This is a genomic window from Micromonospora sp. FIMYZ51, from assembly GCF_038246755.1.
Taxonomy (GTDB): Bacteria; Actinomycetota; Actinomycetes; order Mycobacteriales; family Micromonosporaceae; genus Micromonospora.
On the sequence record NZ_CP134706.1, the window covers coordinates 5,551,575 to 5,570,134 of the forward strand.

12 protein-coding genes and 2 tRNA genes are annotated in these 18,560 nt (G+C 69.3%); 5 read left to right on the top strand and 9 right to left on the bottom strand.

All coding sequences use genetic code 11. The features are described from left to right. Positions 1-89: 89 nt before the first annotated feature. Both QQG74_RS24755 and QQG74_RS24760 read left to right on the top strand, forming a co-directional pair. The gene (locus QQG74_RS24755; RefSeq protein WP_341717116.1) at positions 90-524 is read left to right on the top strand and encodes a hypothetical protein; all 435 of its coding nucleotides are present in this window, start codon (positions 90-92) and stop codon (positions 522-524) included. Then, positions 517-4,230, top strand: coding sequence for a protein kinase family protein (locus QQG74_RS24760; RefSeq protein WP_341717117.1), 3,714 nt, complete (start codon positions 517-519; stop codon positions 4,228-4,230). The genes QQG74_RS24755 and QQG74_RS24760 overlap by 8 nt, the downstream gene beginning before the upstream one ends. A 224-nt stretch (positions 4,231-4,454) precedes the next feature. On the opposite strand, the gene QQG74_RS24765 is transcribed toward QQG74_RS24760, so the two are convergent. Next, on the bottom strand, positions 4,455-5,684 hold the full coding sequence (locus QQG74_RS24765) for an epoxide hydrolase family protein (protein WP_341717118.1): 1,230 nt from the start codon (positions 5,682-5,684) through the stop codon (positions 4,455-4,457). 63 nt (positions 5,685-5,747) lie between these two features. On the opposite strand from QQG74_RS24765, the gene QQG74_RS24770 reads away from it, so the two are divergent. After that, positions 5,748-6,728, top strand: a complete 981-nt coding sequence (locus QQG74_RS24770; RefSeq protein ID WP_341717119.1) for a WYL domain-containing protein — start codon at positions 5,748-5,750, stop codon at positions 6,726-6,728. A 147-nt stretch (positions 6,729-6,875) separates the two neighbouring features. Here the strand turns inward: QQG74_RS24770 and QQG74_RS24775 are convergent, their stop codons facing one another. The 5 genes from QQG74_RS24775 to QQG74_RS24795 form a co-directional block, all read right to left on the bottom strand. After that, positions 6,876-7,913 carry a hypothetical protein gene (locus QQG74_RS24775; protein ID WP_341717120.1) on the bottom strand — a complete coding sequence of 346 codons (1,038 nt, stop codon included), beginning with the start codon at positions 7,911-7,913 and terminating at the stop codon, positions 6,876-6,878. Positions 7,914-7,917: 4 nt separating this feature from the next. Further along, positions 7,918-8,928 carry a serine protease gene (locus QQG74_RS24780; protein ID WP_341717121.1) on the bottom strand — a complete coding sequence of 337 codons (1,011 nt, stop codon included), beginning with the start codon at positions 8,926-8,928 and terminating at the stop codon, positions 7,918-7,920. Then, a complete protein-coding gene (locus QQG74_RS24785; RefSeq protein WP_341717122.1) occupies positions 8,925-9,269 on the bottom strand; it encodes a CU044_2847 family protein in 345 nt (114 codons plus the stop codon). Before QQG74_RS24785 ends, QQG74_RS24780 begins: the two co-directional genes overlap by 4 nt. Positions 9,270-9,696: 427 nt before the next feature. Further along, positions 9,697-9,773 (bottom strand) — tRNA-Ile (locus tag QQG74_RS24790). A 307-nt stretch (positions 9,774-10,080) separates the two neighbouring features. Next, a tRNA-Asn gene (locus QQG74_RS24795) sits at positions 10,081-10,153 on the bottom strand. A 272-nt stretch (positions 10,154-10,425) separates the two neighbouring features. On the opposite strand from QQG74_RS24795, the gene QQG74_RS24800 reads away from it, so the two are divergent. Together QQG74_RS24800 and QQG74_RS24805 are read left to right on the top strand one after the other, a co-directional pair. Further along, positions 10,426-10,815 carry a hypothetical protein gene (locus QQG74_RS24800; protein WP_341717123.1) on the top strand — a complete coding sequence of 130 codons (390 nt, stop codon included), beginning with the start codon at positions 10,426-10,428 and terminating at the stop codon, positions 10,813-10,815. Positions 10,816-10,995: 180 nt separating this feature from the next. Next, entirely contained in the window at positions 10,996-12,174 is a 1,179-nt protein-coding gene (locus QQG74_RS24805) for an ROK family transcriptional regulator (protein ID WP_341721359.1), read from the top strand. Positions 12,175-12,384: 210 nt separating this feature from the next. Here the strand turns inward: QQG74_RS24805 and QQG74_RS24810 are convergent, their stop codons facing one another. The 3 genes from QQG74_RS24810 to QQG74_RS24820 form a co-directional block, all read right to left on the bottom strand. After that, entirely contained in the window at positions 12,385-13,392 is a 1,008-nt protein-coding gene (locus tag QQG74_RS24810) for a sugar phosphate isomerase/epimerase family protein (protein WP_341717124.1), read from the bottom strand. A gap of 243 nt (positions 13,393-13,635) precedes the next feature. Next, the gene (locus QQG74_RS24815; RefSeq protein ID WP_341717125.1) at positions 13,636-15,357 is read right to left on the bottom strand and encodes a ThuA domain-containing protein; all 1,722 of its coding nucleotides are present in this window, start codon (positions 15,355-15,357) and stop codon (positions 13,636-13,638) included. 81 nt (positions 15,358-15,438) lie between these two features. Beyond that, a complete protein-coding gene (locus QQG74_RS24820; RefSeq protein WP_341717126.1) occupies positions 15,439-18,321 on the bottom strand; it encodes a ricin-type beta-trefoil lectin domain protein in 2,883 nt (960 codons plus the stop codon). Between the last annotated feature and the right edge of the window lie 239 nt (positions 18,322-18,560).

Below are 18,560 nucleotides of genomic sequence, written 5' to 3' on the forward strand. Positions count from 1 at the left end.
GGCCGGGTCCAGCCACTCCAGGGTGTGTGCATGTTGACGCTGCGTGTCAGTATTCGGCCGTGCAAATCTTCAACGTCATCGTCGGCATCGTGGGTCTCCTCGCCGCGCTGTTCGCCGTCTACGTCTTCGTCGATGCCAAGCGCAAGGAGGGCATCGAGACGCAGAAGGCGGCCGAGTACCAGCAACGGCTGGCGGACCTGCTGTCCATGACGAACGCGGTCGCCAAGCAGGCGACCATGATCACTGCGCTCAGTGATCGCGACAGCGTCACCAAGAGCGAGCTGAAGCACCTGCTGATCGGGCAGCTCGCGACGGTGGAGAGCCTGCAGTCGAGTCTCGCCCGGACGCACGCGGTCGAGCAGCGCTGGCAGTTCGGTGTGCCGGCCACCTACCGCACCATTCCCGTCGGCGCCGCGTCCGCCTCGTCAACTCCGGCCGCCACGCCCGTGTCACCCGCGCCGACCTCGGCGCCGGGGTCGCCGCCGCACCAGCCGGCCAATGGCCAGCAGGCGACGGATGGCTGAGAACGCCTACACGTTCGCGCCGTCGGAGTACCTGCGGCAGGCGGTCACCGCAGCCGACAGCGCCGACGCGTACACCCATCGCGTCGGCGACGTGATCCAACTGGTTGCCGGGCGCCCGCCGGTGGAGATCCTGGCCCGGCACTGCGGCGGGTTCGGCGTCGTGTATGTGACCCGGTCGGGCACCGACGGCGTGCTGTCGGCGGTCAAGACACCCCGCGCCGACCGCCACCGCGACAAGAGCACGCTCGACGATTTCGCCCGGGAGGCGACACTGTGGCGCAACCTGCCGCCGCACCAGTTCGTCCTGCCCGCGCTGCGCGTCTTCCGGTACGACCTGCGGCCATACGTGGAGATGCCGTACGTGTCGCCCGTCACCACATCCGGAGCGTCGCTGGCGAGCCTGCTCACGGACGGGGCGAGGCACGGCGGGCTCGCCACCGGACTGCTCACGATGGTGGTCGGTCAGCTGCTCCAGGCGTTGGTGTTCCTGGAGACCGAGGTCCCGGGGTTCGCGCACGGCGACATCAAACCGGCCAATGTGCTGCTCAACGCTCCGGGCGGCGTGCTGTCCGACGAGGTGAGCGTCCAACTGTCGGACTTCGGCCTGGCTCGCGTCCTCGATCATCCCGGGTCACCGGACGGCGTCTCGGGCGACCCGTACTACCTCCCGACGGAATGGCTGCGGCCGGGAGCAGTGGCCGCTGGCCCGGCCGGACAACCGATCAGCAAGCTCCAGGACCTGTACGCGTTCGGCTGCACCACGATTGAACTCCTGCTCAACCTGCGCTGGCAGGCGCCCGACCTGGCAGCCAACCGATGGCGGACCCTGGCCGACCGTGGTCTCACCCTCGATGATCTTCGGAGGGCTCGACCCGACGTCGGCGACGGGCCGCTGAGTGTGCTCTGGCAGTGCGTCGCCGTGCCGCCCGAGCAGCGCTGGCTCTCCTTCCACGAGGTGGCGCAGGCGTGGCAGGAGGCCATGACCGCAAAGCCGGGCGTTGCTTTTCGTGACCTTTCCTCCTGGTCGCCGCTTGGCGCCGACCTCGTTGCAGACTCCACGGCGGAATCGAACCCCACCTATCAATACCTGACCCGATCAGGGACGGCATCCGCAGCGGAGGCGGATCGGGTGGCGGCTGCCCTCTGGGACGCCAGCCAGTTCCGTGCCGTCGGCCGTATCGAGGAGTCATCGGCGATCCTGTCGGAACTCCACAGCGCCTACCCGGGCCTCGCGACGGTGCTCGCGAGCAAGGCGCACGGGCTGTCACTTCTAGCGGACCGATGGAACGAGGCGATCCCGCTCTATCAGCAGGCCCTCGCCCTGTACCGGGCCGACGAACTGCAACGCGGGCTCGACAGCCTCGGGTTTGCGGCGGCCTGCACCACCCTGGCCCAGCTGTTGCTGCTCGAGGACGACGAGAGCCTTGCCGCCGCTGCCGCAGCTCTTGCCCGGGAGGCGATCGCCGCCGATCCCTCGATCGGGCTGCCACACGTCACACTCGGCCATGCGCTCATGGCACTCGGCGACTTCGCCGGCAGTGTCGAGGCGCTGGACCAAGCGGAACGACTCGACCCGGGACGCAGCTCCGTCAAGATCGCACGGCGGGTTGCGCGCGGTCTCGCCACCGGCGCGCTCCTCGATCCGGTCGGCATCGACGACCTCGACCTGGACCAGCGGGTCCGGGCTCGGACGTTGTGGGCGTTGATGTCGCCGCCGCTGCGGGAGATGACGCGGCTGGAGGCGGTCGGCCGGTTCGACGACGCGGCAACCGTCGCCGATGCCGCCGTGCGGCGATGCCGGGAACAGGGCGACCGTGGCGGGGAAGCCCAGGGCCTGACGAACCTCGCGATCGCCTTACGCAAGGCTAACCGCCTCGACGAGGCCGTCGTGGCGTTCCAGGAGGCCGCTGCGGTCTTCACCGCCATCGGGCGGCCCAACAGCGGAGCCGACGCGATCAACTCCGTTGGACATATCAACTACGAACAGGGCCGCTTCGCCGAGGCGGTCGCGGCCCATCGCCAGGCGACCGGGGTCTTCAGCGAGGTGACGCAGAAGGATCGGCGGGCGGGCGCCGAACTGGCGCTCGCCATGGCGCTGGGCAAGCTACGCCGGTGGGACGAGGCGGTGGCGGCGGCGGAGACAGCCATTCGCCTCTGGGCCGAGTCGGGCTCGACCGCCGACGAGGCGCGCGGGTGGTCCCTGCTCGGCGAGTTGCACCGGGAGGCAGGCCGGGGGCAGGCGGCATTGGCCCCCCTGCGGAAGGCGCTGGACCTGTACCGGTCGGCAAACGACGGTCTGGGGGCGGGACTGGCACTGAATCACCTCGGATTGATTCACGCCGCCCTCGGCCGACCGGCCGAGGCGCTGAATCTCTACCGCGAGGCGGTGACCCTGCTGACGGCCATCGGCGACGAGCGAGCCGCTCTCCTTGCGCGCGGGCAAATGGTGACGCTTCTGGTGCGTGAGGAATCGTTCGACCAGGCGATCGAGTTGGCCCGGGAAACTCTGGAGGCTGATCCGGCCGCCGCGACGGACCCGGAAGCGGCGGCGGTGTTCAACAATCTCGGTCTCGCGCTGGCCGGGCGGTCCCGGTTCGCCGAGGCGGTCGAGGCGCACCGGCGGGCCGCCGAGCTGCATGCGGCGAATCACAACCCGTACGGGCAGTCGCTGGCAATCAACAACATGGGTGGGGCCCTGGAGGCGGCTGGAGACGTCGAGGAGGCGGTAGCGGCCTTCCGCGAGGCGGCCCGCCTGGGTGCCGAGGCCGGTGATCCGGGCCGGGAGGCCCAGGCGCTGTACAACCTCGGTCTACTGCTTGCTGACTTGCCGGACCACTCAGCCGCCGAGGCTGCGCAGCGCCGTGCCGCCGAGCTGTACGACGCAGCGGGCGAGATCGAGCAGAAGGGCCGGGCGCTGCACCAGATCGGCCGCGTGCTCAGTGCGTCGGGGCGGCCGGAGGAGGCGGCCTCGGCGTACGAGGCGGCGGTCGAGGCCCGTCGCCACGGCACCGACCGGATCGGCCTCGGCCGATCCTACTTCCACCTCGGCCTGGTCCGGCATCGGCTCGGGCAGCACGACCTCGCCGTTGACGCGCTCGCCGAGGACCTTGCGATCTGCCGTGCCGTTGGTGACGTGGCGGGCGAGGCACAAACCCTGCGCAGTCTGGGCGACGTCCTGCGCGCCGCCGGTCGGCTCGACGACGCCGACGCGGCGGCCCGTTCCGCCGCACAGCGCTACGCCGACATCGGCGACCACGCCGAGCAGGGCGAGATTCTGTACGCCCTGGGCCGGAATCTCGTCGAGCGACAGCTCTCGGCCGAAGCCGAAGCGGCATTCCGGACTTCAGCCGAGGCGCTCGAACAGGTCGACGCGGTCGCCGTCCGCAGCAGGGTGCTGACCGACCTGGGCATGCTGCTCACCAGCACCGGCCGACCCGAGGAGGCTGAGGCGCAGTGCCGGGCGGCGGTGGCCCTGACCGAAGCGCTTGATCAACCTCTCGTGGCCGGGTACGCCCACCTGGGGCTCGGTGTCGTCCGCTTCGGCGCGAGGGATCTCGCCGAGGCGGAGCGGGCACTGACAACCGCGCGGCACTGCTTCGTCGAAGGGGAGAGCCCCGGACTGGTAGCCGCAGCCGACCGGCTGCTCGCGGCTGTCGCCGCCGCCGGTGCGGCGACAGCAGGCGAGCCCGAAACGGCTGGCGATTGAGTGGCACGTCGGTTCAAAGGTGAGCCAGACGCCAGCCCAGGGCGCCGTACCAGATCATGACGGGTAGGTGCAGGGCGTAGCCGAGTTGCTCCAGTGCTGGTGACGGGCCGTCCGTCCCCGTGGTCCACGGAACGACGACCGCGGCGAGGCCGGCCAGCCCGGATAGCCCCGACTCCGATCCGCGCCGCGAACGGCCGCACCGGCACGATCAGCGGGCGGTCAGGTCAACGGAGCTTCCGAAAGAACTCGCGGAGATCGTCGATCAACAGTTCCGGTGCTTCCATCGAGAGAAAGTGGCCGCCCCGGTCGAGTTCCGTCCAGCGCACGATGTGGTGGTCCCGCTCCGCCCAACGGCGGATCGTCACGTCGTGGACGGAGACGAGCACACCGGTTGGTACCGTCCCGCGCTGGCTGCCTGACCAGTCCCCTCCGGCGTCCCAGCCGGCGCTGCTCGCGGTGCTGTCGTCCGAACCGTCGCCCCACCCGCCGTCGGCCCCGCTCCAGTCGGTCGCGGAGATCGCCTCGTAGTAGACCTGCGCTGCCGATCCGGCCGTGCCGGTCAGCCAGTACAGCGAAACATCGGTCAGGATGCGATCGCGGCTGATGCTCTCCTCGGGCAGCCCGTCCTCCGGGTCGGTGAGCTCCTTGAACTTCTCCACGATCCAGGCGAGCTGGCCCACCGGTGAATCGTGCAGCCCATAGGTCACCGTCTGGGGCCGCTTGGAGTTGCACTGGAGGTAGCCGTCGTTGAAGTTCTGCATCGCCTGCCAGCGCCGCTGCTCGATGTCGCTGAGACCATCCAGCTCGCCGGCTGCGCCGATCGGAAAGGTGATCATGGCGTTGACATGTACGCCGACCACCCGATCCGGATCTTGCTTGCCCAACTCGGGAGCCACCCATGAGCCCGTGTCATAACCCTGGACGCCATAGCGTTCGTACCCGAGGAGGGACATCAACTGCGCCAGCAGCCCGGCCATCCTGGCCGGGTCCATGCCGGGCCCGGCCAGCGGCGTGGAGAACCCGAATCCCGGCAACGACGGTATGACCAGGTGGAACGCGTCGGCCGGGTGACCACCGTACCTGCGGGGGTCCGACAGCGGTCCGACGACGTCGAGGAAGTCCACGACGCCACCCGGCCAGCCGTGCAGCAAGATCAACGGCGTCGCGTCCGGCTCGGGCGAAGGCACGTGCAGGAAATGGATATTCTGCCCGTCGATCGTGGTGAGGTACTGCGGGTGTGCGTTGAGCGCCGCCTCGTGCTTCCGCCAGTCATAGCCGGTACGCCAGTACTCGGCCAGATCCTTCAGGTACTCGACCGGCACACCCCTGCTCCAGCCCACACCCGGCAGCTCCGCCGGCCAACGAGTGTTCGCCAACCGTGCCTTCAGGTCATCGAGTTGCGCCTGTGGAATCTCAATCCGGAAGGGTCGGACCTCCGGTGCTCTGTCCGTCATGGGAGCCACGCTAGAGATCCCTTAGGACAGCTTCGGTCCTAGGAATGCGAGAGGCTTGATCGCATGCTCGAAACCTCGGCACGACTGCTCAGACTGCTGTCACTCTTGCAGACCCACCGTGACTGGTCGGGCAGCGACCTCGCCGAACGCCTCGGTGTCACCACCCGTACCGTGCGCCGGGACATCGAACGACTGCGCGAACTCGGCTACCCGGTGCACGCCACCCAGGGTGCCTCGGGCTATTGGCTCGGTGCGGGCGCGTCGCTGCCACCCCTGCTACTCGATGACGACGAAGCGGTCGCGGTGGCGATCGGATTGCGCACCGCAGCCGGCAGCTCGGTCACCGGAATCGAGGAGACCTCGTTGCGGGCCCTCACCAAACTCGAACAGGTGCTACCGCCCCGGCTCCGGCACCGGATGGACACCTTGCAGAAGGCGACCGTCCGGGTCGGTGGCACCGGGCCGACGGTCAGCCCGGACATCCTGATGGCCATCGCCGACGCGTGCCGACGACGCGAAGGGCTACGCTTCGAGTACGCCAGCCCGCGCAGCGGTAACACGCTCCGCTCGGTCGAACCGCACACCCTGGCCCACTTCGGCCGGCACTGGTACCTCGTCGCCTGGGACATTGACCGTAATGACTGGCGGACCTTCCGAGCGGACCGATTGACACCGCGTACGCCGAACGGCCCGTCGTTCACCCCGCGCCAACCACCCGACGGTGACGTAGCGACCTACCTGTCCCACCAACTGTCCTCCCGGACCTGGCCCTACCGGGCAACCGTGACCCTGCACGACTCCGCCGAAGCGCTCGCCGACCGGATCTGGCCCGGCATGGGGGTCGTCGAGGCAGTCGACGAACACCATTGCCTGATGCATGTCGGTGCCGACACCCCGTCGACACTGGTCTGGATGGTCACATCGGTGGACGTCGACTTCACCCTCACCAGCGGCCCACCCGAACTCGTCGAGGCATTCCGCGCTCAGGCCGTTCGCTGCCAACTCGCGACACAGCCATGCCAGGACGCGCCCACGACCGGCTGAGGAACGAGAGTGGACCGAGGGCACACCCGTTGCCGGGTGCGCCGGTGCTCCGGCACCGACTGCCAGGGCCGAGGGCGTGGGTCCGGACCTTGACGCCGGGCCAGTGCCCGGCCCCACGCCGCCCTGCCGGCTGAGGCATCGTCCGTGTCACTCCGGGCCGAGCGGCGGGATGCTGCCGGGTACGCTCGGCTGCCCCGAGATGCCACCGTTGTGGCGGCGTAGGTATTCCCGAAGGGTATGGATCATGCTCTCCGTGGTCGAGCCCGAGACACCTTCGATGTGCAGCTGGTCCGTGGCGGCGATGCCCATCACCAGCTCGATGGCCGGCCGGCCGGCAACCATGAGCCGTAGGGTCTGCCTGCCGGTCATGTGCACGATGCCCCCGCCGGCGATGGGGATCGGGATCGCCGTCTGGTGCGGCGGCATCGGATGGCCGGGAGGCGACTGCATCGGATGGCCGGGAGGCGGCTGCATCGGATAGCCGGGGGGCGACTGCATCGGATGGCCGGGAGGCGGCTGCGCCTGGTCTCCTGGTGGAAGGAACAGGTTCACCCGGTCGCTGGCGGTCTCCAGCCCGTCCACGCTTTGCAGATGGTATTCCTTTGTGGCATCGCTGACCGTCATGCCGGTGCGCATATCGAGGATGGACTCGTAGGTCAGTAGCCGATAGCTCGACAGGTACACGACCAGGATCTTGTAGAGCGAGGCACGCAGGTTGCCGTCAGCACCGCGGGCAATTTGGATCGGGACATCCGGCGGTAGTCCGTGGAAGACCAGAAGATTCTCACCCCACTTGAGGGTGACTTCGCCAGGGTGGCGGTTCAATCGCCGACGGCCGGCGTCTGCCGCGTAGTTCTCGCCCTCCTCCAGCCAGGTGTCCATCTGGGCGTCTGAGGCGCGGGGAAAGGCCGCAGCCATTGCCGAGTTGTAGGCCGAGTATTTCCCAGCGAGGCTGATGCCACCGGCGACGACTGCCGCGCCACCGCCGAGTATGCCCAGACAGCCAAGGCACACCAGACCCGGCTGACTACTATCGACGGAAGAACCGATAAACGACAGGATGCCGACGACCAGGAGCAGGCCGCCGCCGCCGAGCGCGATCAGAGGCCCCAGGTACGAGGGCTTCCGCGGCACCACGTTGAAGTATTTGTGTACCAGCTCTTCCCTACTGTGGTTCTGCGTCATTCCCTCATCCCATGGATCGCTGATACAGACTGCGCCAGGTCAGACACTCCGTCGCCGGGACGTGCCCGACGATTTCGGTCGCATGGCCGGTCGACACGTGGCTCGTGGCCACGTCGTGGTGGCCGCCGCGACCCGGCATCGGCAGGCTGCGCAGGCCGTAGTAGTCCTCACGGACCAGCGCCAGGAGCGCCCGCGCATGCGCCGAACCGGGGTCGAGGCGGCATGCTTCGCCAAGCAGCCGTTCGATGCCGTCGATGACCTCACCGGAGTGGTTCGCCGGGCGGATTCCTTGGAGCAGCGCGAGTGCCCAGTAGTAGTACAGATCCGAGCTTCGGCGGTGCCTGCTGTGCAGACCGTGGAACCGTTCGAGAGCCGCGGTGTAGTGCCGGGCGCTGAGGTAGCGCAGCACGGCAACGTAGTCGGGGTCTCCAACGAGCGGATCGGCGAGCACCGCGGCGAGCCACGGCACGCTCGCGACGAGCGTGTCGTTGGGAATGACCCAAGCGGATCGCTCCGAGAGCGACCGGTCCGCGCTCACCACCATGCCGACCACGAGTCCGGTGGCCGCGTCCGTAGCGGCACCGCCGCTGAACCCGGGCTCGACCCATGCCGTGTGGCCGTGGACGGCGTCGATCTGGATCCACTCGCCGGTGCGGCTCGCGCCCGCCACCCGCGCTCGGCTTCGACGCCCTTCCGGACCGCGATCCGGGAGCCCGAAGAGATCGAGGATCGTTCCCACAGCGGGGCGGCCGGCCGGTCCCATCGGCGCGACGGCGTCCGCCGGGTGACCGGAAATGTCGATCGTGGCGATGTCCGGAATCGGATTGACGTCGCTGTCGAACGCGCTGGGGAGGTCCACCGCCCGGGGGCCGGGCAGTGACGCGATCCGGCAATACCGCTGCCCGGGCCCGATGAGGTGGGCGCAGGTGAGTGCGCGGGTCGGTGTGACAGCGAAGCCGCATCCGGTGGCCGCGCCGATCACCTCCAGTCGCCACGCCTCATCGACGCCGGTCATGACTGGCTGGTATCCGTGCCATCATCGCGCCGCCAGAGCAGCTCAACCGAGATGTTGCCCTCCACGGCCGAACGGGCGATCACCGCACCGACCTCGGTCGTCAACTTCACCCCGAATCCGATCTTGATTTCGTCGGGACTCGACGCTCTCCGCAGGTCGGCGAGCACCACTTCGGCCGCGTCGCGAATATGACTCAGATTCGACTCGAAGAACTCGCGTGCCTCCCGGACGGCATTCACCCGCTTGCCGGCGGGAGTCGAGCCACGACGCTCCTCTTCCACCTCCACAATGACCGAGGTGCCATCACGGACAACAAATCTGACCAGCTCAGTTTCCGACATCGCTCCCCCCAAGATGGACATCAACCGTAGCAAGATCGATCGACGCCAAAATCGACCGAACGTGCACCGTCAATTAACGCATCGTCGCCCGATGCAAGCCATGCCACCAGGTCGGTCGGATAACCGCCCCAGCGACGGCAATGGCCGGACCCGGCCCGCTCGATCAGCCGGACCTACCGCCGGCAGCGGCGCGGGGCAGCCAGCCCACCGCAGCGCCCCGAAACCGACCGGGCAACGTGGAAGATGCGGCAGCCTAAAGGTAATCAGGCCCCATAAAAGGGGCAGAGCGGGATGTTGGGAAATCATTGCTCTACCCGTTGAACTACCCGGGGGTGAGCGGCTAGCGAGTGGTCTTCCCCGCCGGCTTGTCAGAACCGGCGGGAATTGGACGTCCCAGCACCATCCACGTTTCGGACAATGGTGCGAGTGGTGGGGCGGGCGGGACTCGAACCCGCGACCGAGGGATTATGAGTCCCCTGCTCTAACCGGCTGAGCTACCGCCCCGGCAACCGGGCGGATCTTATCCCGCCCGGTCGATCGACGGCCAGCGCCACGGTCTCTGCTCGCCGGCGTCACCCGCGCACCAGCAGCACGACGGGCAACGCGAGGATAGCAACGAGCAGCCGAGGCGGCGTGCCGTCGGGGTCGCGGCGAGGTCGCGGGGGCCAGGTCCGCGATGCGCTCCCGCAGGCGGCAGGCGACGCGGCAGGCGACGCGGCAGGACGACGATGAGCCGTACGGTGACGACGGGCGGCGGTGGGACAACGAGAAACGCCCACCGGTGGCCGGTGGGCGTCGCGACGAGAAAAAGCTCCCCCGTTTGGACTCGAACCAAAAACCTGCCGGTTAACAGCCGGCTGCTCTGCCAATTGAGCTACGGGGGACCGCATCATCGCCCGGTGGGGATCTCTCCGCGCCGAGCGACGGGGACAAGACTACAGGATCACAGGGGGTCTTGGTCCAGGGGGTTGCCTCCTACGGCGGGCGCCAAGAATCGGATTCCGGGGGACAAATCACCATCCCAGCCCAAGGAGGTATGAGCGGAGAGCAGGATGGGTAGTTAGCTGCCGACGACAGGACGCAGGCGCGAACGGGTCGGTCCCGCCCACGGAGACGAGGGCGGGACGACGGCGCGTCAGGTACGAGAGGAGCCGCCATGCGCGGAAAGATTATGTTCCTTGGCGGGCTGGCTGCAGGGTTCGTCCTGGGCGCCCGTGCCGGCCGGGAGAAGTACGAGGAGCTGGTGGTTCAGGGCCGTAAGGTGCTCGACCACCCGACCGTCCAGGAGGCGGCCGGGGTCGCGCAGGCCCAGGCGAGCCGGCTCTACCACGAGGGCAAGGACAAGCTCGGCCACTCGAAGCTGGGCGAGAAGCTGAGCCCGAACGGCAAGCAGGGGCTGACCCCCGCCGACGACACCTTCGCCGGCACCCCTGCCACGGCCGGCAGCAAGTCGGGCTCCAGCTCGTCGAGCTCGACCACCAGCTCGACGTCGGCCACTCCCCGCAACAAGCCGTCGAGCTCCGGCACCAACGGCAGCAGCATCTGAGTCATAGCCGAACGGGCCCGGCCGCCAGCATGGTGGCCGGGCCCGTTCGGCGGTAACAGGACGCGGAGCTGACGGACCCGAGATGCGTACCCGGGGGCGCTGTCCGTCAATGGAAGCGGCCCCTGCCGGCCACAGACCCGAAACACCGGCGTGGAAGACTCCGGGCGGGAGGTGGTGGCGGTGGCGCTGCTCCGGCCGGAGAACCCGCAACAGGCACGGCTGGTTCGGTTGCTGCGCGACGACGGTCCCCGGTCCCGGGTCGAGTTGGGCGACGCTTTGGGCCTGTCCCGGTCGACGCTCACCGCCGAGCTGGACCGACTCGTCGCGCGTGGACTGGTCGAGACCGCCGGGCCGGCGGCCTCCCGCGGCGGGCGCCGGTCGTCGATGCTGCGCCTCGCGGGCGGGGTGCGCTTCGCCAGCGTGGTCGTCGCGGCGGATCGGGTCGGCGTGGCGGTGACCGACGGCGAGTTGCGTCCGCTGGCCGAGGCGGGCGCACCGATCGACGTCCGGGGCGGGCCCGAGCCGGTGATCGCCCGCGCCGTCGAGCTGGTCGAGAAGCTTCGCGCCGATCTGGGCGTCGCCGAGTTCACCGGCGTCGGCGTCGCCCTGCCCGGATCGGTGGACGGCGGTGCATCGGTCGCGCCGGCCGTGCTGCCCCGATGGCAGCGCTTCCCCGTCCGCGACGCCTTCGCCACCGAACTGGGCTGTCCGACGCTTGTCGACAACGACGCCAACGTGTTCGCCCTCGGCGAGCAGCACGTCGGGATCGGTCGTACCTTCGATGATTTTCTCTTCCTGAAGCTCGGCCCGGCGATCGGCTGCGGGCTGATCCTCGGTGGCTCGCTGCACCGGGGCGCGACCCGCAGCGCGGGCGACATCGCGCACCTGCCACTCGACGAGGACGGTCCGGTCTGCGCCTGCGGCGAGGTCGGCTGCCTCGAGGCGTACTGCGGCGATGCCGGCCTGGTCCGGGCGGCGCTGGCAACCGCCCGGTCGGGCCGCTCCGCCCCGCTGGCGGCCCGGCTGGCCGAGACGGGCACGCTCACCGTGCCGGACATCGCCGCGACCGCGACCGCTGGCGACCCGGCCACCCAGGCCCTGGTCCGCGACACCGCCCGTCGCCTCGGTCAGGCGCTCGTCGGTTTGGTCAGCTTCGTCAATCCCGGCATCGTCGTGATCGGCGGCGCGCCCGAGGGGCTCGGGCACGTCCTGCTCGCCGAGATCCGGGGCGTGGTCTATCGACGGTCGGCACCGCTGGCCACCGGCACCATGCCGATCGTCCTCTCCGACCTGGCGGACCGGGCCGGGCTGGTGGGCGCGGCCCGGCTGGTCAGCGAACACGTGTTCAGCGCCGGCTGAACCACCCGGCGGCCGATCGGCCGGGCCATCCGGCTGGCAGCCCGGCCTGCCGGGATCGGCCGGCTCACGGGCCGGCCCGCCGGGATCGGCCGGCTCACGGGCCGGCCCGCCGGGATCGGCCGGTCTGGCCGGGTCACCGCCGGCACGGGGGCGGCGGTGTCACCGGCACCGGGGGCACGGCGTGCGCCGTGCCCCCGGTGCTCGGCTGGTTCAGTCCTTGCTGCTGAACGCCGCGTCGAAGGCGGCAGCGGGCGCGTCGAAGGCGAGCCGGCGGACGAACTGGAGCGCCTCCGGGGCGCCGACCAGCCGGTCCATCCCGGCGTCCTCCCACTCGATCGAGATCGGGCCGTCGTAGCCGATCGCGTTCAGCGCCCGGAAGCAGTCCTCCCAGGGCACGTCGCCGTGGCCGGTGGAGACGAAATCCCAGCCGCGGCGCAGGTCGGCCCAGGGCAGGTGGGAGGCGAGTCGGCCACGCCGACCATCGCCGGTACGCACCTTGGCGTCCTTGCAGTCAACGTGGTAGATCCGGTCGGCGAAGTCGAAGATGAAGTTGACCGGGTCGAGTTCCTGCCAGACGAAGTGCGACGGGTCCCAGTTCAGCCCGAACGCGGGCCGGTGCCCGATCGCCTCCAGGGTCCGCTTGGTGGTCCAGTAGTCGTAGGCGATCTCGCTCGGGTGCACCTCGTGCGCGAAGCGCACCCCGACCTCGTCGAAGACGTCCAGGATCGGGTTCCACCGGTCGGCGAAGTCCTGGTAGCCGCGTTCGATCATCGCGGGCGGTACCGGCGGGAACATCGCCAGGGTGTGCCAGATCGACGATCCGGTGAAGCCGACGACGGTGTTCACCCCGAGCTTCGCTGCCGCGCGGGCGGTGTCCTTGATCTCCTCGGCGGCCCGCTGGCGTACCCCCTCGGGCTCGCCGTCGCCCCAGATCCGGGCCGGCAGGATGCCCTGGTGGCGCTCGTCGATGGGGTGGTCGCAGACCGCCTGGCCGACCAGGTGGTTGGAGATCGTGAAGACCTGGAGGTTGTGCTTGGCCAGCGTCTCCCGCTTGCGGTCGACGTACGCGTCGTCGGCCAGGGCCTTGTCGACCTCGAAGTGGTCGCCCCAGCAGGCGATCTCCAGGCCGTCGTAGCCCCACTCGGCGGCGAGCCGGCACACCTCTTCGAACGGAAGATCGGCCCACTGGCCGGTGAACAACGTGATCGGTCGCGCCATGTGTCCTTTTCCCCTGTCGTGGTGGGGGATTCCGTAACTGCGGGACCGGGGCGAGGGATGACCGGATGCGGAGACCCCGACGATGCCCGGTGGGCGCGTTTCGCGCCTGGGGCCGACGGGTTGCGCCTCCCGTCGGTGCACCGGCCACCTCGCGGTCGCCACGTCCACTCTAGGCGGCGGGCGCGTGGTTAAAAAGGGGCCCCGGTACAACGCCAGGCGTTAACAAGGGCCCCCTCCTTCGCCCTAGGGAAGGACCCAGCGCTGGTTGGCGTTGCTGTGACAGGTCCACAGGTGCACGGCCTGACCGTCGGCCGAGCTGTTGTTCGACACGTCGAGGCACTTGCCCGAATTCGGGTTACGCAACGTGCCGTTCGACTGCGCCGACCACACCTGCGCACCACCACCGTTGCACGTCCACAACTGGATCTTCGTACCATCCGCCGACCCCGCACCATTGACATCCAGGCACTTACCCAACGCCCGGATCGTCGAGTTCGGCGTCACCGTCCACGTCTGCGCCGCACCACCGTTGCACGTCCAGATCTGGACCTGCGTACCATCCGCCGACGAACCATTACGCACATCCAGACACTTACCCGCCAACCCGGTGATCCGACCCGTCCGCTCACCACTCGGCGGCGGATTGGTCCCGCCCAGTTCCTTGATCCGGATGTTGCGGAACGACACGTCGTCGCCAGTGCCGTGGTTCTGGATGCCGATGTGGCCGGCGAGCGAGCGTACCGGGTCGGTGTTGGTGAAGTCATTGATCTTCACGCCGTTCAGGAAGACCTGGAGCCGCTCCCCCTCCACCAGCAGTTCGTAGGTGTTCCACTCCCCCGCCGGGTTCAGCGCGGCGTCTCGCGCGGCGATGTCGGCGGCCTTGAAGCCGTAGATCGCACCGGTGGTCTTGTCCACCGTGTCGGTGGGGTCGATCTGCACCTCGTAGCCGTTGTTGATCGCCGAGTTCGGGTCGCTCGACGGCGGGAAGCCGATGAAGACCCCGGAGTTGTCGTCCCCGGCCACCCGCCAGTCCAGCTTCAGCGAGTAGTTGGTGAACTGCTTGGCGCTGTACCAGAACAGCCCCATGCCGCCGACCGAGGACAGGGTGGCGTCGGAGTTGCTGAAGCTGCCCGGCCCGGCCTGGGACCAACCGGTGGTCGAGCCGTTGTAGAGGGTGGTGTAGCCGGTCTCCGGGCGGCAGTCGGCCTTGGTGCGGCCGGCCGCGTACCGGATGCCGCCGAGCAGGTGCGCCCGGAAGGCCGACTCCGCGTACGAGGCCTGGGTGTGGCCGGCGCCGGTGTAGAAGGAGCGCCCACCCGCGTACGTCTTGCACCAGGCGATCGGGTGGTCGGCGCCCATCACGCCGCCGGAGTACGACGATTCGTTGAGGTTGGCCAGGATGCGGGCACCGGGGCGGGCGCTGGCCTGGAAGTCGTACCACTCGTCGGTGCGGGTCCAGGTCTGCGGCAGGTGGGCGGTGGCCGCGTGGGCCCGGTTCTCCACCCGGACCTGGGCCTGCTGGATGGCCGGGTGCGAGCGGAAGTACGCGCCGACCAGGTTGCCGTAGAAGGACCAGCCGTACTCGGTGTCGGCGGCGGAGTGCACGCCGACGTAGCCGCCGCCGGCGGCGATGTACGACTCGAAGGCGGTCTGCTGGCTGGCGTTGAGCACGTCGCCGGTGGTGTTGAGGAAGATCACCGCCTCGTACTGGGCGAGGTTGCCGGTGGTGAAGCGGGTGGCGTCCTCGGTGGCGGTGACGGTGAAGTTGTTCGCCGCGCCCAGGTCACGAATGGCCTGGGTGCCGACGGCGATGGAGTCGTGCCGGAAGCCGGCCGTCTTGGAGAAGACCAGCACGTCGTACGGGGCGTCGGCGGCACTGGCGGGGGTGGTTGCGGTGGTGGTGGCGGCCAGCACGGCGAGGACTGCGGTGGCCGCGCCGAGGCCGGGTCGGAGGAGTTTGCGCATGTCGCTCTCCCAACGATCGTTGTGTTAGGAGGGGCCCCCTTTACCACACCAGGCGTTAAAAGGGGGCCCTTCCTTTCTGAGTTACGGAAGGACCCAGCGCTGGTTGGCGTCGGTGTGGCAGGTCCACAGGTGCACGGCCTGACCATCGGCCGAGCTGTTGTTCGACACGTCGAGGCACTTGCCCGAATTCGGGTTACGCAACGTGCCGTTCGACTGCGCCGACCACACCTGCGCACCACCACCGTTGCACGTCCACAACTGGATCTTCGTACCATCCGCCGACCCCGCACCATTGACATCCAGGCACTTACCCAACGCCCGGATCGTCGAGTTCGGCGTCACCGTCCACGTCTGCCCCGCACCACCGTTGCACGTCCAGATCTGGACCTGCGTACCATCCGCCGACGAACCATTACGCACATCCAGACACTTACCCGCCAACCCGGTGATCCGACCCGTCCGCTCACCACTCGGCGGCGGATTGGTCCCGGTGCTGAGGGCGAACGAGTCCAGGTCGTAGAGGTGGCCGGTGCCGGAGCCGGCGAAGGTCAGGTAGAGCGTGGTGGTGCCGGTGGGTGGGTTGGTGATGCTGCCGGTGACCGTGGTGAAGGTGTCCCAGGCGCCGGTGACCGGGACGGTCGCCGAGCCGAGCACGGTGCCGGTGGCCGAGCCGGCCCGCACCTGGAGGGTGCCGCCGGAGCCGGCCGAGGAGACCCGGGCGCTGAACGAGGTCACGTTGCCGAGCCGGTACGGCTCGAACGCGATCCAGTCGCCGTTGTTGATGTTGCCGACGGTCTTGCCGCCCTCGGCGGTCGGCTTGTCGAAGGCGTCGACCCCGGAGGCGCTCTTGAAGTGCTCCGCCTGCCGCTTGCGCGGCTGGAGGGTGTGCTGGGTGTGCGTGGTCAGGCCACCGGCGTCGGTGTACTCGGCGTCGAAGATGCCGAAGATGTTGGCGGCGTCGTCGTGCTCACCGTCGACCGGTACGGCGATCGAGCCGGAGCAGCCGTTCTGCGAGGTGATCTGGTGGCCGTGACTGTCGTGGCCCAGCACGTAGGTCATCTTGACCTTGGTGCAGTCGATGGTGCCGTCCTCCGGGTCGGTCACCGTGATGCTGAACGGCACGGTGTCGCCGAAGCTGAACAGTTGGCCGTTGCCGGGGCTGGTGATGGTGACCGTCGGGGCGGTGTTGCCGACCCCGATCCGGACGCTCGCCGTGCCGGTGGCGCCCTGCGGGTCGCGTACGGTCAGCGTGGCCGTGTAGTTGCCGTTCGCGGTGTAGGTCTTGCTCGGGTTCGCCGCCGTCGAGGTGGTGCCGTCGCCGAACGCCCAGGAATAGGTCAACGCCCCACCCTCCGGGTCCGACGACCCGGCCGAGGAGAAGTTCACGGTCAACGGGGCGACGCCGGAGGTCCTGTCGGCCGAGGCCACCGCGGTCGGTGCCCGGTTGCCGGCGCCGACGTAGTCGTAGCGGTACAGGGCCGAGTTGTGGTCGCCGTTGTAGTAACCCGTGCCGTAGTCCAGCACGTAGAGCGCCCCGTCCGGGCCGAACGCCGAGTCCATCACCTGCTTGCCGTTCCACGGGAAGGAGGCGTCGATGCCGGCGATCGAGCCGTTCGCGTTGACGTGGATCGGCTTGATCCAGCCCCGGCCGAACTCGGTGGCGAAGAACTGCCCGTCGAAGCTCTGCGGCCACTTGGTGGCCGAGTTCAGGGCGGCGTTGTACCGGTAGACCGGGCCGGCCATCGGCGACTCGGAGCCGCCGCCGAACTCCGGCGGGCTGCCCGCGTCGCCGGCGTACCGGATCCAGGCCGGTTTGGCGGGCGGCAGCGTGGTCAGGCCGGTGTTGCGGAACGAGTTGTTCGTCGCGCCGCCGGTGCAGTTGTACTTCGGCCCGGCGGTGTTGTTGGCGAAGTTCCACTCGGAGTACGTCTCGTTCGCGGTGTTGGTGCCGGTGCAGTACGGCCAGCCGTAGAAGCCGGGCTCGGTGATCCGGTTGAACTCCACCTGGCCGCTGGGGCCACGGTTGGTCGTGCTGCCCGCGTCCGGGCCGTAGTCGCCGACGTAGATGACGCCGGTGGCCTTGTCGACGCTCATCCGGAACGGGTTGCGCAGGCCCATCGCGTAGATCTCCGGCCGGGTCCGGGCGGTGCCGGGGGCGAACAGGTTGCCGGCCGGGATCGAGTACGTCCCGTTGGCGTTGACCTTGATCCGGAGGATCTTGCCACGCAGGTCGTTGGTGTTTGCCGCGCTGCGCTGTGCGTCGTACGCCGGGTTGCGGTCGGTCCGCTCGTCGAGCGGCGAGTATCCGCTGGAGGAGAAGGGGTTGGTGTCGTCGCCGGTGGAGAGGTACAGGTTGCCGGCCGCGTCGAAGTCGATGTCGCCACCGGCGTGGCAACAGTTGCCCCGGTCGGCGGCCACGTCCAGGATGTCGATCTTGCTGGACTGGTTGATGGTGAAGTCGGAGTTCAGGGTGAACCGGGACAGCCGGTTGACGCCCTGCCAGGCGGACCAGTTGGAGCCGGTGGCCGGCGCGTCACCGCCGGGGGTGGCCAGCGGCGGGGCGTAGTAGAGGAAGATGTGCCGGTTGCTGGCGAAGTTCGGGTCGACCCCGATGCCCTGCAAGCCGTCCTCGTCGTGGGTGTAGACCGGGATGTTGCCGATCACCGAGGTGTTGCCGGCCGCGTCGGTGCGGCGCACGGTGCCGTTGCGGGCGGTGTGCAGGACCGAGCGGTCCGGCAGCACCGCGAGGGTCATCGGCTCACCGACCTCGGCGACCCCCTTGGCGAGGGTGACCTGCTGGAAGTCGCTGGCGACGATGGGATGGGCCTGCGCCGGGGCCGGGCCGCCGAGCGGGGCCGGGCCGGTGGCGAGGGCTACCGTGCCGGCCGTGGCGACAAGCAGTAACGCCGAGCCGGCGGAGCACCGCCGCGCGGCGCGGCGAGGGAAACTGTCTAATGTGGACATTGGGATCTCGTCCCTTCCTGACGATGACTGCCAGGGTGGGCGCGCCGTCGCGCCGGGTGCCAGGGGTGCCGTCGGGCCGCCGGGTCAGCGCCCGGTCGGCCGTGACCGCCGATGGCCGGCGGGCCACGTGCTCGGCGGTCACCGATGAACGCGCCCAACCCGCATCGCGGCCCGCGTGGGCGCGGGTCTGCGTACCGTTGAGCAGGTTCGGTCGATGGGTTCCCGCGCCGCCGGTTCAC